This window comes from Staphylococcus caeli, from assembly GCF_900097965.1.
Lineage (GTDB): Bacteria > Bacillota > Bacilli > Staphylococcales > Staphylococcaceae > Staphylococcus > Staphylococcus caeli.
Window position 1 is genome coordinate 15377 of sequence record NZ_FMPG01000009.1, and the last position, 15961, is coordinate 31337.

The following is a 15961-nucleotide window of genomic DNA, read 5'->3' on the forward strand; positions in this document are numbered from 1 at the left end:
CATGTCTGATAAAGTGAAAACCTTTGATTCTGAATACTTAAAAGAAAAAAGAGAAAAGCGACGAAAAAGACAAAAACAAATTCAATATACCGTTTTTGGCGTATTGTTGTTTATTATTGTATTAATATTAATTTATATGTTTACACCATTAAGTAAGGTAAATAATGTGAAAATTACAGGCAATGATAATGTTTCGAAGAACGAAATTAATAAAGCTATAAATGTAAAAGATAATTCTAGAATGTATACATTTAGTACATCTAAGGCTCAAAGCAATTTGGAGAACAATAATTTAATAAAAAGTGCTGAAGTAAAAAAACAATTTCCTAATCAATTATCTGTTAAAATATCTGAAAAACAGATTGTCGCTTTGATTAAGCAAAAAGACAATTATGTACCGATTTTAGAAGATGGTTCAGAACTAAAAGGTTATGATGGGAACGCGATGGATGATGGACCTATTTTAGAAGGATTCGAAAAAGATAAAAAAGAAAAAATTATCCAAGAATTATCTAAAATGCCAGCTAAGGTTAGAAGTGTTATTGCAGAAATAAAATATGATCCACAAGAAAATGCGCAAAACCAAGTTAAATTATTTACAGCAGATGAAATCCAAATCGTTGGCAATCTAAATACAATTGCAAATAAAATGCAGTATTATCCACAAATGTCACAATCATTAGAACGAGACGAATCTGGGAACCTTAAGAAATCTGGATACATTGATTTATCAGTAGGTGCGTCGTTCATTCCTTATGATGGAGGTAGCAATACAAAATCTACAAGTGACCAAAATGTTGAAAAAGGCTCAGCAGAAGAAAATAAAGCAAAAGATGAGTTGCAAAATGCTTTAAATAAGATTGCAGATAAAACAAAGAAAAATAATTAAAAAATTTAGACAAATACATGTGTTTATAGTTCACAAGCGTCGAAACGTATTGTAAACTGTAAATAGTGTGAACTTGAATAAGTGATTGTCAGGAGGTGCCTATCTATGGAAGAGCATTATTATGTAAGTATAGATATCGGTTCATCAAGTGTTAAAGCAATAGTGGGCGAAAAATTTCACAATGGTATAAATGTGATAGGTACAGGACAGACCTACACAAGTGGGATAAAAAATGGTTTAATTGATGATTTTGATATTGCGAAACAAGCAATTAAAGATACTATCAAAAAAGCCTCTATAGCTTCAGGCGTTGATATAAAGGAAGTATTTTTAAAACTTCCAATTATCGGAACAGAAGTATTTGATGAATCTAATGAAATAGAATTTTATGAAGATACAGAACTAGATGGTACACATATTGAAAGTGTACTTGAAAGTATTAGAGAGAAAAATGATGTACCAGAAACTGAAATTATTAATGCATTTCCGATTAAATTTGTAGTTGATGGAGATAATGAAGTCTCTGATCCAAAAGAGCTTGTTGCAAGACATAGCTTAAAAGTTGATGCTGGTGTCATTGCCATTCAAAAATCAATTCTTATCAATATGATTAAATGTGTTGAATCATGTGGAGTAGATGTCTTGGATGTATACTCTGACGCATATAATTACGGATCAGTACTTTCAGCTACTGAAAAAGAATTAGGTGCTTGTGTGATTGATATTGGTGAAGATATTACACAACTTGCTTTTTATGAACGTGGTGAACTTGTCGATGCCGATGCACTTGAAATGGCAGGACGAGATATTACTGAAGACATAGCTAAAGGGTTGAATACTTCATTCGAAACAGCAGAGAAGATTAAGCACCAATATGGTCACGCTTTCTTTGATTCAGCATCTGACCAAGATGTATTCAGTGTTGACCAAGTAGATAGTGAAGAAGATGCACAATTTACACAAAAAGATTTAGCAGATATTATTGAAGCACGTGTAGAAGATATTTTCTTTAACGTTTTCGAAGTCTTACAAGAACTTGGTCTTACTAAAGTTAATGGTGGTTTCGTTGTTACAGGCGGTTCAGCCAATTTGCTAGGTGTTAAAGAATTGCTTCAAGACATGGTTAGTGAAAAAGTAAGAATTCATACACCATCTCAAATGGGAATTAGAAAACCAGAGTTCTCTTCAGCGATTTCTACAATTTCTAGTAGCATTACTTTCGATGAATTGCTAGATTATGTTACAATAAGTAATCATGACAATGAAGAATTTGAAGAAGAAGTTATCGAATCCGAAGAAAGAGAACAAAGTACGAAATCAAGTGGATTTGATTGGTTCAAGAAGAAGTCGAACAAACAAGATAATGCACTTCAATCGTCAAATTCTGATTCAAGAGTGACAGACGAACCTGTTGAAACGGAAGAGCCAGAGGTATACGATGACACTTATGAAGAACAAGGTAAACCTCAGGACAAAGAAGAAGGTAAATTTAAAAAACTTATGAAATCTCTATTCGATTGATTGGCCATTAAAACTAGGAGGAAATATAAATGTTAGAATTTGAACAAGGATTTAATCATTTAGCGACGTTAAAAGTCATCGGTGTAGGGGGCGGCGGTAATAACGCTGTAAACCGTATGATTGACCACGGTATGAATAATGTTGAATTTATTTCAATTAATACGGATGGACAAGCTTTAAACTTATCTAAAGCTGAGTCTAAAATCCAAATTGGTGAAAAATTAACACGTGGTTTAGGTGCTGGTGCAAACCCTGAAATTGGTAAAAAAGCAGCAGAAGAGTCACGTGAACAAATCGAAGATGCAATCCAGGGTGCAGATATGGTATTCGTTACTGCAGGTATGGGTGGCGGAACTGGTACTGGTGCAGCACCAGTCGTAGCCAAAATTGCAAAAGAAATGGGTGCGCTAACTGTTGGTGTTGTAACGCGTCCATTTGGTTTTGAAGGCCGTAAACGTCAAACTCAAGCTGCTGCAGGTGTTGAAGCAATGAAAGCAGCTGTAGATACGTTAATCGTGATTCCTAATGATCGTTTATTAGATATCGTTGATAAATCTACACCAATGATGGAAGCATTCAAAGAAGCAGATAACGTGCTACGCCAAGGTGTACAAGGTATCTCTGATTTAATCGCTGTATCAGGTGAAGTTAACCTTGACTTTGCAGATGTTAAGACAATCATGTCTAACCAAGGTTCTGCATTAATGGGTATTGGTGTTTCATCAGGTGAAAATCGTGCGGTTGAAGCAGCTAAAAAAGCAATTTCATCTCCATTATTAGAAACTTCAATTGTCGGTGCACAAGGTGTGCTTATGAATATTACTGGTGGCGAATCATTATCACTTTTTGAAGCACAAGAAGCAGCTGATATCGTTCAAGATGCTGCAGATGAAGACGTGAATATGATTTTCGGTACAGTTATTAACCCAGAATTACAAGATGAGATTGTTGTAACTGTTATTGCAACAGGTTTTGAAGACAAACCGTCATCACAAGGACGTAAAGCATCAAACACTGGTTTCGGAAGCAGTGCTATAAGCAACCATACTTCTAAAGAAGATACTTTTACATCAAGTTCAGCAAGTACGTCTCAATCATCAGACAATGCAAGTGAAGGTAGAACACATACTACTAAAGAAGATGATATTCCAAGTTTCATCAGAAACAGAGAAGAAAGACGTTCAAGAAGAACAAGACGTTAATATAAACATTATTACGATGTAACATTAATATCGTGTGAGGCTGGGACATAGTGGTGTCTCAGCCTCTAATTGTAGTATGTGTTGATTATGAAACTATGTAAAAATAGATCTGTTATATTTTTATGAACTAGGTTTGATATTATATTTTTTGGAGGTCTACCGTCATGTCAGAAAAATTTATTAAACATAAGCATATTCTGCAGTATGAAGATGCACAATTAAAAAATGTGAAATTGGGTATTACAACTAGAGAAGCAGGATTTAGTCCATTCCCGCATGACGCCTTCAATATGGCGAGGTATATTGATGATGTTCAACAAAATATCACAAAGCATCAACAAGCACTTGCTAAAGTTATTCAAATACCTAGGGAACAATGGGTTTTCCCAATTCAAACACATGAGAATAAAGTGGTTGAAATTACAGCAGATGATAAAGGTACTAATATCGATATATTGACGGATCGTTTACATGGCATTGATGCAATGTTTACTTATGAATCTGATATTTTATTGACAATGTGTTATGCAGATTGTGTACCCATCTATTTCTTTAGTGAAAAGCATCATTTTATTGCTCTAGCACATGCGGGTTGGAGAGGTACAGTAGGACAAATTGTTAATGAAGTCATTGCAAAGATAGATTTTGATTTAGGAGATTTAAATATAGTAATTGGTCCTGCCACATCACCTACTTACGAAATTAATGATGATATTAAATCTAAATTCGAATCGCTTCCCATTGAAAGTGATCGATATGTATTTACACGTGATCAAGACAGACATGGAATTGATTTGAAAATTGCGAATGCGCTATTGCTAGAATATGCAGGTGTACCTTCGGAAAATATTTATATTACTGACTATGCAACATCAGAAGACTTGTCTTTATTTTTCTCTTATAGAGTAGAAAAGGGAAATACTGGAAGAATGTTGGCATATATAGGTCAATGATAAAGAGGTGTCTAAAATTTGAATGTAAAAAATAATTTAGAACAAATTAATACACAAATTGAAACTTCAAGTGAAAAGGGTCATACTTCAACATTGCCAAACGTGATTGCAGTGACAAAGTATGTTACAATAGACCGTGCTAATGATGCATATGATGCAGGAATTAGACACTTTGGTGAAAACCGTATTGAAGGTTTTCAAGAAAAGAAAGATGCATTACCGAGTGATGCTATTATGCATTTTATAGGGTCATTACAAACGAGAAAAGTAAAAGAAGTTATTAATGATATTGACTATTTTCATGCTTTAGATCGTTTGAAATTAGCCAAAGAAATCAATAAAAGAGCAGATCATCAAGTGAAATGTTTTGTGCAAGTCAATGTTTCAGGTGAAGCATCGAAGCAAGGCGTTTCATTGTCTGAAGTAAACGGTTTTATTGAAGCACTGAAAGATTTCGAAAACATAGAAGTTATAGGACTTATGACAATGGCTCCACTAACAGAAGATGAGTCATACATAAAAGACCTATTTCAATTATTAAAATCAAAAAGAGATGAGATTAAAGCGCTCAATTTAAATTATGCACCTTGTACTGAATTATCGATGGGAATGAGTAATGATTTCCATATAGCAGCAGAGGTTGGTGCAACATTTGTGAGAATTGGGACTAAACTTGTAGGAAAAGAGGAGTGAGCCCCGTGGCTTTAAAAGATTTATTTAGTGGATTTTTCGTGGTTGAAGAGGAAGATGACCAATTAGAAGCGCCACCAGAAGAAGAACAAGGTAGACAACAACATAAACAACAAGCGCAGTCTCAAAATCAATATACAGAACAATCTAGTAATGTAAATACTGAAAGACAGAGAGCTATACAATCCGTGCCCAAAAAACAATCAACAAGATTACAACAATCAACGGGTGAAAGGAAGTATCAAATGAATAACACTTCATCAAAAAATAATGCTAGGAACGTTGTGAATATGAATAATCAAGAACAAGATCATTTTGAGTTTACACAAGAAAGTTCTAAAATGTGTTTATTTGAACCACGTGTTTTTTCAGATACACAAGATATTGCGGATGAGTTGAAAAATCGCCGCGCAACTTTAGTGAATTTACAACGCATTGATAAAGTCTCAGCGAAACGTATCATTGATTTCTTAAGTGGTACAGTTTATGCAATTGGTGGCGATATTCAACGTGTTGGATCAGACATATTCCTATGCACGCCAGATAATGTAGAAGTTGCTGGTAGCATCACAGATCAGATAGAGAATATGGAATACCAAGGTGAATAGAGGTTAGAAATAAATGGATATAGGTTTATTAGCAAGTATATTTAAATTTATTTTATTCTTGGTTCAAATTTATTATTACGGTATGATTGTCTATTTCTTTATGTCATGGATACCAAATGCACGTGATAATAAATTTGGTCAGTTTTTAGCAAAAATTTATGAACCATTTTTACAACAGTTTCGTAAAATTATTCCACCAATCGGAATGATTGATATATCGTCTATTGTTGCAATTATTGTTTTGGTATTATTCCAACAAGGTTTGGCTAGCATTTTTAATTTGATTTTAAACAATTTAATTTAGAACGAATATTTGAAATTGAAGATTGGGGTCAAACATTAGTTCATAATGTTTAAAATAAAGCATGAGCACCTAACGTTAGTAAACGCGAGGTGCTTTGTGTTGTATTTGGAGTGATATATATCGATATTTATCAGCATTTTAGAAAAGAAGAACATGCATTAATTGATCAACTGCTGGATAAGTGTCATCGTGCTAATGATCAATATGCACCTGTATTAACCCCGTTTTTAGATCCGCGTGGACAATATATTATGGAAGTCATTGTCGGAAGTTTTGGAGATTTAGAAGTATCACTTTATGGTGGACCTAATGCCGAACGCAAGAGAGCCATCATCGCACCGAGCTATTTTGAACCTGAAATTTCAGAATTTGAAATCGTACTAATGGAAATTGATTATCCTCAAAAATTTGTGACGCTACAACATCAACACATATTAGGCACCATAATGTCGTTGGGTATTGAAAGAGAGCAACTTGGAGACATCTTGATTGACAATCAAATCCAATTTACTTTGACAAAACAATTAGAATCTTATATTATGTTGGAATTAAATAAAATCAAAGGTGCAACAGTTAAACTTAATTCTATTCCGCTAGAAGATATGATACAATCAAAAGAGCATTGGCAATCATTTGATACGACAGTGAGTGGTTTGCGTTTAGATGTTGTACTTAAAGAAATGATTCGAAAATCACGAACGATAGCCAAACAACTTATTGATAAAAAGCGAGTTAAAGTGAACCATACAATAATTGATTCAGCAGACTTTCAGTTAGATCGTGGAGATTTGTTGTCGATACAAGGCTACGGTCGAGCAATGTTGGTAGACATTGGTGGAAAGACAAAAAAAGATAAAGTACGCATTACTTATCAAACACTATTTAAGTAAATGTAATGTCATTCAAGACATGAAAGCTTTGCATAATGTATTAAATAAGATATTATAATAACATATTGTTGATTAAACACTATTTCACATATTTAATCGAATAAGAAATTAGTGTATTATAGAAGGAGGATAACACATGCCTTTTACACCAAGTGAAATTAAAAATAAAACTTTTACTCAAGTGAAAAATGGTTTTGAACCGTCAGAAGTTGAAAGTTATTTAACACAACTTAGTAATGAAATCGAACGTTTAAAAGAAGATAAAAAACAATTAGAAAAAGTTATCGAGGACAAAGATACTAACATCCAATCATATAAAGATGTACATCAATCTGTAAGTGACGCTTTAATTCAAGCGAAACAAGCTGGTGAAGAAACGAAAGCAGCGGCAACAAAAGAAGCAGATGCAACAATTGCAAAAGCAAAAGCAGAAGCAGATAAAATTGTTAATGATGGTGTTGAAAAAGCACGTCGTTTATCATTCCAAACTGAAGATATGAAGCGCCAATCTAAAATATTTAGATCACGATTCCGTATGCTTGTTGAAGCACAATTGGACTTGCTTAAGAATGAAGATTGGGATTATTTGTTAAACTATGATCTTGATTCTGAACAAGTGACGCAAGAAAACATCAATCATTTACACGAAAATGATTTGACTGAGGAAGAAAAGGCGATGAAGGCGAAAGCAGAAGCCGAGCAAGCTACAAAAGCAAACGAAAATAATAATAAAGCATAATGAGTAAATAGCAGACAAGTTAGAAACGGTACGCATATGACAGCGAGTAAGGGATGGTGTGAGCCTTATATATGTTCGTTTTTGATATCACTGTTGTTATAAAATGAATAGTTGCAATGAGAGAACTCTAAGTTGAGTTAATCAGGGTGGTAACGCGGTTAATGTCGTCCCTGTTAATTGAACTTAGGGTTCTTTTTATTAATTGAACTAATACTGAAAATGGATGAAGGAGTGTAAAATATGGATTATAAAGATACGTTATTAATGCCGAAAACGGACTTCCCAATGCGTGGTGGTTTACCGAATAAGGAGCCGAAAATACAAGAAGATTGGGAAACAAACAATATTTACCAAAAAGTTCTAGAAAAAAATGAAGGTAATCCATCATTTATTTTACATGATGGCCCGCCATATGCGAATGGTAACTTACACATGGGGCACGCATTAAATAAAATCTTGAAAGATATCATTACAAGATACAAATCAATGAGTGGTTTTTATGCACCGTATGTTCCTGGCTGGGATACGCATGGTTTACCGATAGAGCAAGCTTTGACGAAAAAAGGTGTAAAACGTAAAGAATTATCTATTGCAGAATTTAGAAAAAAATGTGAAGCATTTGCATTAGATCAAATTGAAAATCAGAAAAAAGATTTCAAACGTTTAGGTATTAAAGGTGACTTTAATGATCCATATATCACGTTGAAACCGGAATATGAAGCTGCACAAATTCGTCTATTCGGTGAAATGGCAGATAAAGGATTAATCTATAAAGGTAAGAAACCTGTATATTGGTCTCCTTCAAGTGAATCTTCTTTAGCTGAAGCAGAAATTGAATATCAAGATAAGCGTTCACCATCCATTTATGTAGCATTTGATGTTAAAGATGGTAAAGGTATTGTCGATGAAGACGCTAAATTTATTATCTGGACTACAACACCTTGGACGTTACCATCTAATGTTGCAATTACTGTTCACCCTGATTTAACTTATGGTCAATATAATGTAAATGGTGAAAAATATATCATTGGTAAAGACTTAGCAAGTGATGTTGTCGAAGCATTAGGTTGGGATGAAGATACTTTAGTTCTTGAAAAAGAATTTAAAGGTAAAGACTTAGAATATGTTCAAGCGCAACACCCATTCTTTGAGCGTGAGTCATTAGTGATTAATGGTTTACATGTTACGACTGATGCTGGTACGGGTTGTGTGCATACAGCACCTGGTCATGGTGAAGATGACTATATCGTTGGTCAAAAATATAAATTACCTGTTATTAGCCCTGTAGATGATAAAGGTGTTTTCACAGAAGAAGCTGGACAATTCGAAGGTATGTTTTATGATAAAGCGAATAAAGAAATCACTGATTTATTAAAAGAAGACGGCTCATTACTTAAATTAGAATTTATCACACATAGCTATCCACATGACTGGCGTACTAAGAAACCGGTTATCTTTAGAGCAACACCACAATGGTTTGCCTCAATTGATAAAGTGCGTGAAGATATTTTAGCTGCGATAGATGAAACTACATTTAAAGTAGACTGGGGTAAAACTCGTATCTACAATATGATTCGTGATCGTGGCGAATGGGTTATTTCTCGTCAACGTGTATGGGGTGTACCGTTACCTGTATTTTATGCTGAAAATGGTGACATTATCATGACAAACGAAACGGTGAATCATGTGGCTGACTTATTTGAAGCACACGGTTCAAATATTTGGTTCGAACGTGAAGCTAAAGACTTATTACCTGAAGGCTTTACACACCCAGCTAGCCCTAATGGCACATTTACGAAAGAAACTGACATCATGGATGTTTGGTTTGATTCAGGTTCATCTCATCGTGCTGTATTAGAAACACGTCCAGAATTATCATATCCAGCAGATTTATATCTTGAAGGAAGTGACCAATATCGTGGTTGGTTTAATTCTTCAATTACTACATCTGTTGCAACAAGAGGTCAATCACCATATAAAATGTTATTATCTCATGGTTTCGTTATGGATGGCGAAGGTAAGAAAATGAGTAAATCATTAGGCAATGTCATTGTGCCAGATCAAATCGTAAAACAAAAAGGTGCAGATATTGCTCGTTTATGGGTTAGTAGTGTAGATTATCTTTCAGATGTGCGTATTTCAGATGAAATCTTAAAACAAAGCTCTGATGTTTATCGTAAAATTAGAAACACATTACGATTCATGTTAGGTAATGTGAGCGATTATAATCCTGCTACAGATGCCATTGCAGAATCAGATTTATTAGAAGTTGATAAATATTTATTAAATAGATTGCGTGAATTTACATCAAATACGTTAGACCATTATGATAACTACGACTATTTAGATATTTACCAAGAAGTTCAAAACTTTATAAATGTCGAATTAAGTAATTTCTATTTAGATTACGGTAAAGACATTTTATATATTGAAGAACGCGATTCACACAAACGTCGTAGTATGCAAACAGTACTTTATCAAATCGTGGTAGATATGACGAAATTACTGGCACCTATCTTAGTTCATACTGCTGAAGAAGTGTGGTCTCATATTCCACACGTCGAAGAAGAAAGTGTTCATTTAACAAATATGCCAGAGCGAGTAGAAATTGATCGCGAATTTGTTGATAGATGGAACATGTTTATGAAATTACGCGATGATGTTAACCGTGCATTAGAGGTAGCACGTAGTGAAAAAGTTATCGGTAAATCTTTAGAAGCAAAAGTAATCATCGGTAGTAATTCACAATTTGATGCAACTACATTCTTAAAACAATTTGATGATTTACAACAATTATTTATCACATCACAAGCAGAAGTTGTTGATCAAGTTGAAGATGGTGTGTCTTATCAATATGGTGATATTCGTATTGAACATGCACATGGTGAGAAATGTGAGCGTTGTTGGAATTACAGCGAAGCGTTAGGTTCAGTTGGCGAACTTGATAACTTATGCCCACGTTGCCAAGCAGTCGTAAAAACACTTGTATAATTGTAAGTGATAGATTCAAATAATTTCGAAGAGGTTAGGACATATTATTATTATGTCCTAGCCTCTTTTTTGAATTTAGTATTGTGAAGGGCTATAGTAAAATGTACAATGATAAGAATATACAAATATTGCTGATATCAATTTGAAAATTATATGAAAGTGATGTCAAAGATAATTTTAATAGACAATATAAATTTCACAGCATTTAAATATAAGTTAAGTATAATGCTGGTTGTTATAAAGAAAGGTGTTTATCATGTTCCATAATCAAGGTGCGCATTTTGTAAATGGTATAACATTAAATGTGAGAGATAAAGCAACATTGAAACATTTTTACCAGGATGTATTAGGATTGAATGTGGTGAATGAATCCTATTCAGTCGTACATTATGAGATTGGAAATCTTAATCATTTTTTAACACTTAATGAGGTGCAAAGGGGACGCGTACCGTTGACATCTGAAGCTGGTTTATATCACCTCGCAATCAGGTTACCTTCAATGACGGATTTAGCAGACTTACTTTTACAATTAAGTGAATATACAATTCCTGTAACAGGGGGTGAACACGATATAACAACCTCACTATTTGTAGAGGATCCTGAAGGCAATGGACTCGAGTTCTATGTTGATCATCCGATTGAAGACTGGGCGTTTGAAGACGGCAAAGTAGTATTAGAGACGAAGCCTATAAATGTGCCACATTTATTAACATATGTATCTGATAACAAATGGCAAGGTATCCCTGATGAAAGCATGATAGGCTACATTAATATCAAGACAATTAATCTGAAGCAAGTATCAACTTACTATAAAAATTTCTTTGGACTGGAGTCATCGTCTATAGAAACGAATCATGCATTGTATTTGTCATCGAATGGTTACCACCAACACATTGTAGTGAATAATTGGTATTCCAGTATTAAACGTATAGAAAATGAAACAACCTATGGGCTAGCATGTATTGACTACCATTATCCAGAAACCACGCACAAGCAGTTAACTGGTCCTGATGGTATAGTGTTTCGCTTTAATTTTTATAAGGTGACTTAACGATGTGCATTTAATGAATTATTTTAATAAAAGAGGAAATAGCGATTTTTCATCATATATTCGAACTGTAACTTTTTTTATAAGTTTGATTAGGATATAATGAAAGTTGTTGCTAAAGCGACTGAACGTAGAATAGGAGGTACAGACATGAAACGTCAGTACTATATAGGTATTTCTTTATTCATAACAATTGTTATATTATTGTTAGATCAAATCACAAAATTTATGATAGCTAGTTCGATGAAAATTGGAGATTCGTTTAATGTCATCCCGAATTTCTTAAATATAACGTCACATCGTAATGATGGTGCTGCTTGGGGAATATTAAGTGGTAAAATGGGCTTCTTTTACATTATTACAATTGTCATTCTTGTTGTATTAATCGTGTTTTTTATTAAAGAAGCGAAAAACAATTTGTTGATGCAAGTTGCGATAAGTTTATTGTTTGCTGGTGCATTAGGTAACTTTATTGATCGTGTATTTCATGGAGAAGTCGTAGATTTTGTTGATACATATATTTTTGGATATAATTTTCCAATATTTAATGTAGCTGATTCTAGTTTAACGATAGGTGTATTGTTGATTGTTTTCGCTTTATTAAAAGATATGAAGAAAGAAGAATAGGAGAGATAGTTAATGGATACACATGAATTTAAAATAGAACAACAAGACGACGTAGGTCAACGAATCGATAAATTGCTACCTGAATATCAGTCAGAATGGTCACGTACACAAATTCAAGACTGGATAAAGGAAGGTCTTGTAAAAGTGAATGACAAGGTCATTAAATCAAACTACAAGACAAAAATGAATGATTCTATTGTTGTAACTGAAAAAGAAATTGTCGATGCAGATATTCAACCTGAAAATTTAAATTTAGATATTTATTATGAAGATGATGATGTTGCAATAGTCTACAAACCTAAAGGTATGGTAGTACATCCATCTGCTGGACATTACACAGGGACTTTAGTCAATGGTTTGATGTATCAAATGAAGAATTTATCTGGTATTAATGGGGAGATTCGTCCAGGTATTGTACATCGTATTGATAAAGATACATCTGGATTGTTGATGGTTGCGAAGAATGATGTTGCGCATCGTAGTTTAGTTGATCAATTGGTAAATAAGACTGTTACACGTAAATATATAGCATTAGTACATGGCAATATTCCGCATGATTATGGGACTGTTGATGCACCAATTGGCAGAAATAAAAATGACCGTCAATCAATGGATGTTGTAGATGATGGTAAGGGTGCTGTTACACATTTCAATGTGTTAGAACATTTTAATAAATATACACTGATTGAATGTCAGTTAGAAACTGGTCGTACTCACCAAATTCGTGTTCATATGAAATATATTGGTTATCCATTAGTTGGTGATCCAAAATACGGTCCGAAAAAAACAATGGACATTGGTGGACAAGCATTGCATGCAGGTGTTATTGGATTTGAGCACCCGGTGACACATGAATATATTGAAAAATCAACGGCATTACCAGATGACTTTGAACAGTTGTTAAAAGAATTGCGTAGAAGTGAGCAATAAGTGAGTTTATGCTAAACTACCAGCGATAGTGATAGTTAAAAATTAGCATTATAATACATGTTTTAATCTTCGTTATATTGCAAAGTGACTTGCAAGGGTTGGATATTCATGATAATATAATGACAGTTTAATAAAGAACGAACGTCTTTAAATGTAAGTCCAGAGAGGCTTCGAAGACATGGAATAATTAAAGTTATACAAACGAGCGTTTACTGTAAACACAATAAACGCTGTTGTAGTTCATAAAATGGAACGCAATGTAAAGTCATTAGCATAAACTGAATATGCAAATCAATGCGATTTGTATTGATAGTAGCACCCTAATGATAGAGCAAGAATCTCTTTATAGTGAGATTAAGCTCTCAAACGTTTGGAATAACAATTAGTTAACCTCATGTCTTCATAAAGACATGGGGTTTTTTATATTTTAAAAAGGTAGGTGCTGAAAATGGCAGAGCGCGTTATTATGGATGAGGCAGCAATTCAACGTACAGTGACACGTATTGCGCACGAGATTTTAGAATATAATAAAGGTACTGACCAATTAGTCTTACTTGGTATTAAGACGAGAGGCGCATTTTTAGCGAGACGCATTCAACAAAAAATAGAACAAATTGATGAAGTGACCGTTCCTACAGGTACGATTGATATTACACAATTTAGAGATGATTTAGAACAAAGCACCGATCAAATAGATGAAAAGTCATATGAAATAGATGTCAATATCACAAATCAAGTCGTAATAATTATTGATGATGTATTATATACAGGACGTACAGTGAGAGCGTCACTAGATGCAGTATTACAATATGCACGTCCTCAAAAAATTGGATTAGCGACGCTAGTAGATAGAGGGCACAGAGAATTACCAATCAGAGCAGATTTTGTAGGGAAAAATATTCCAACTGCGAAAGAAGAGGCTGTTTCGGTATTTCTTAATGAAATAGATGATAGAAATGCAGTAGTAATTGAATAGAACCTTTTAATTCGGTACGAGAGACTGAAAAAGGGAAGAGGCAGACACATTATCAGCACCAGTATGGATAGCGCATGAAACGGGTGTAAGCTTTTTGCAGTAGTAGTGTACTGTACCTCTTCAAATTATCTAACCTAACTTGGCGAGAACGGACAGTCGTTATATGTAAAGCATATAACAATGTCACTTTCCAATTCAGTGATAGATAATCCCACTTTTTAGTCTCTTTACATGAATACAATGTAAAGAGATTTTTTTATGAGAGGAAGCACATAAATGGAGAATGAAACGATGTTTGAACGTACAGCCAAACCTGTATTAGATGTACAAGATAAACCTAAGCTAGGACAATGGGCATTCTTAAGTACGCAGCACTTATTTGCGATGTTTGGTTCAACAGTACTTGTCCCATTTTTAACAGGATTACCCATATCCTCAGCCCTATTAGCATCTGGGATAGGAACACTACTATATATTTTAATTACAAAAGCAAAAATCCCAGCCTATCTGGGTTCAAGTTTCGCTTTTATTACACCAATTATTACGGGATTAAATAACCATAGTTTAGGGGATATGCTCGTTGCACTGTTCATGAGTGGTGTGATGTATGTATTGATTGGCTTAGCCATACGACTTAGTGGTACGGGGTGGCTCATGCATTTATTACCTCCTGTCGTTGTTGGTCCAGTTATCATGGTGATTGGATTGAGTTTAGCGCCAACAGCAGTCAATATGGCAATGTTTGAAAATTCAGCGGATATGAAAGGTTATAACCTAAGTTATTTAATCGTGGCGATGGTGACCTTATTAGTGACCATCATTGTTCAGGGCTATTTTAAAGGCTTTTTATCATTAATTCCTGTACTTATTGGAATTATTACAGGTTACATTGTTTCCGCATTTATGGGACTGGTTCAGTTTGAAGCTATTGCAAAGGCGAAATGGTTACAATTTCCAGAAGTATATATTCCATTTAAAGATTACACACCGTCATTTCATTTAGGATTGGTGCTCGTACTGATACCGATTGTCTTTGTAACAGTAAGTGAACATATTGGTCATCAGATGGTTATTAATAAAATTGTAGGACGTAATTTCTTTAAAGATCCTGGTCTAGATAAGTCAATTATTGGCGATGGTGTATCTACAATGTTTGCAAGTATTATTGGTGGCCCACCAAGTACGACATACGGTGAAAATATTGGTGTCCTTGCGATTACAAAAATTTACAGTGTTTATGTCATAGGTGGTGCAGCAGTGATAGCTATTGTACTTGGCTTTGTTGGTAAATTTACAGCACTTGTGTCATCAATACCAACACCTGTAATGGGTGGTGTATCCATACTTCTCTTCGGTATTATTGCGGCAAGTGGATTAAGAATGTTAGTGGAGAGCGAAGTTGATTTCGCAAGCAATCGTAACTTAGTTATAGCTTCGGTCATACTGGTAATCGGTATTGGTAATTTGGTGTTTAATTTAAAAGGGATTGGTATCAATTTAGAAATAGAAGGTATGGCTTTAGCTGCATTAGCAGGCATCATATTGAATTTAATTTTACCGAAAGAAAAATCAGTGGAAAATTAGTTTGAATCT

At 34.1% G+C, this 15961-nt stretch carries 15 protein-coding genes; all 15 read left to right on the forward strand.

Annotation, left to right across the window (positions count from 1 at the left end; all coding sequences use genetic code 11):
* Position 1: 1 nt before the first annotated feature.
* Positions 2–889 carry a cell division protein FtsQ/DivIB gene (locus BJS11_RS09275; RefSeq protein WP_069995658.1) on the forward strand — a complete coding sequence of 296 codons (888 nt, stop codon included), beginning with the start codon at positions 2–4 and terminating at the stop codon, positions 887–889.
* A gap of 105 nt (positions 890–994) precedes the next feature.
* Positions 995–2410 carry a cell division protein FtsA gene (gene ftsA, locus BJS11_RS09280; protein ID WP_069995657.1) on the forward strand — a complete coding sequence of 472 codons (1416 nt, stop codon included), beginning with the start codon at positions 995–997 and terminating at the stop codon, positions 2408–2410.
* 29 nt (positions 2411–2439) lie between these two features.
* Entirely contained in the window at positions 2440–3612 is a 1173-nt protein-coding gene (gene ftsZ / locus BJS11_RS09285) for a cell division protein FtsZ (protein ID WP_069995656.1), read from the forward strand.
* A 164-nt stretch (positions 3613–3776) separates the two neighbouring features.
* Positions 3777–4565, forward strand: a complete 789-nt coding sequence (pgeF, locus tag BJS11_RS09290) for a peptidoglycan editing factor PgeF (protein ID WP_069995655.1) — start codon at positions 3777–3779, stop codon at positions 4563–4565.
* Positions 4566–4583: 18 nt separating this feature from the next.
* The gene (locus BJS11_RS09295) at positions 4584–5258 is read left to right on the forward strand and encodes a YggS family pyridoxal phosphate-dependent enzyme (RefSeq protein WP_069995654.1); all 675 of its coding nucleotides are present in this window, start codon (positions 4584–4586) and stop codon (positions 5256–5258) included.
* Between the two features lie 5 nt (positions 5259–5263).
* A complete protein-coding gene (locus tag BJS11_RS09300) occupies positions 5264–5863 on the forward strand; it encodes a cell division protein SepF (protein WP_069995653.1) in 600 nt (199 codons plus the stop codon).
* A gap of 13 nt (positions 5864–5876) precedes the next feature.
* Positions 5877–6167, forward strand: coding sequence for a YggT family protein (locus BJS11_RS09305; RefSeq protein ID WP_070014088.1), 291 nt, complete (start codon positions 5877–5879; stop codon positions 6165–6167).
* A gap of 110 nt (positions 6168–6277) precedes the next feature.
* Entirely contained in the window at positions 6278–7057 is a 780-nt protein-coding gene (locus tag BJS11_RS09310; RefSeq protein WP_069995652.1) for a YlmH family RNA-binding protein, read from the forward strand.
* A 136-nt stretch (positions 7058–7193) separates the two neighbouring features.
* Positions 7194–7796 carry a DivIVA domain-containing protein gene (locus tag BJS11_RS09315; RefSeq protein WP_069995651.1) on the forward strand — a complete coding sequence of 201 codons (603 nt, stop codon included), beginning with the start codon at positions 7194–7196 and terminating at the stop codon, positions 7794–7796.
* Positions 7797–8036: 240 nt separating this feature from the next.
* Positions 8037–10787 carry an isoleucine--tRNA ligase gene (gene ileS, locus BJS11_RS09320; protein WP_069995650.1) on the forward strand — a complete coding sequence of 917 codons (2751 nt, stop codon included), beginning with the start codon at positions 8037–8039 and terminating at the stop codon, positions 10785–10787.
* A gap of 256 nt (positions 10788–11043) precedes the next feature.
* Positions 11044–11838 carry a VOC family protein gene (locus BJS11_RS09325; protein ID WP_069995649.1) on the forward strand — a complete coding sequence of 265 codons (795 nt, stop codon included), beginning with the start codon at positions 11044–11046 and terminating at the stop codon, positions 11836–11838.
* 147 nt (positions 11839–11985) lie between these two features.
* On the forward strand, positions 11986–12462 hold the full coding sequence (gene lspA / locus BJS11_RS09330) for a signal peptidase II (RefSeq protein ID WP_069995648.1): 477 nt from the start codon (positions 11986–11988) through the stop codon (positions 12460–12462).
* Between the two features lie 12 nt (positions 12463–12474).
* Positions 12475–13392 carry an RluA family pseudouridine synthase gene (locus BJS11_RS09335; protein ID WP_069995647.1) on the forward strand — a complete coding sequence of 306 codons (918 nt, stop codon included), beginning with the start codon at positions 12475–12477 and terminating at the stop codon, positions 13390–13392.
* Between the two features lie 448 nt (positions 13393–13840).
* Positions 13841–14368: a bifunctional pyr operon transcriptional regulator/uracil phosphoribosyltransferase PyrR gene (pyrR, locus tag BJS11_RS09340; protein ID WP_069995646.1), complete on the forward strand. Its 528-nt coding sequence runs from the start codon at positions 13841–13843 to the stop codon at positions 14366–14368.
* Positions 14369–14644: 276 nt separating this feature from the next.
* Positions 14645–15952, forward strand: coding sequence for a uracil-xanthine permease family protein (locus BJS11_RS09345; protein ID WP_070014089.1), 1308 nt, complete (start codon positions 14645–14647; stop codon positions 15950–15952).
* Positions 15953–15961: the final 9 nt, after the last annotated feature.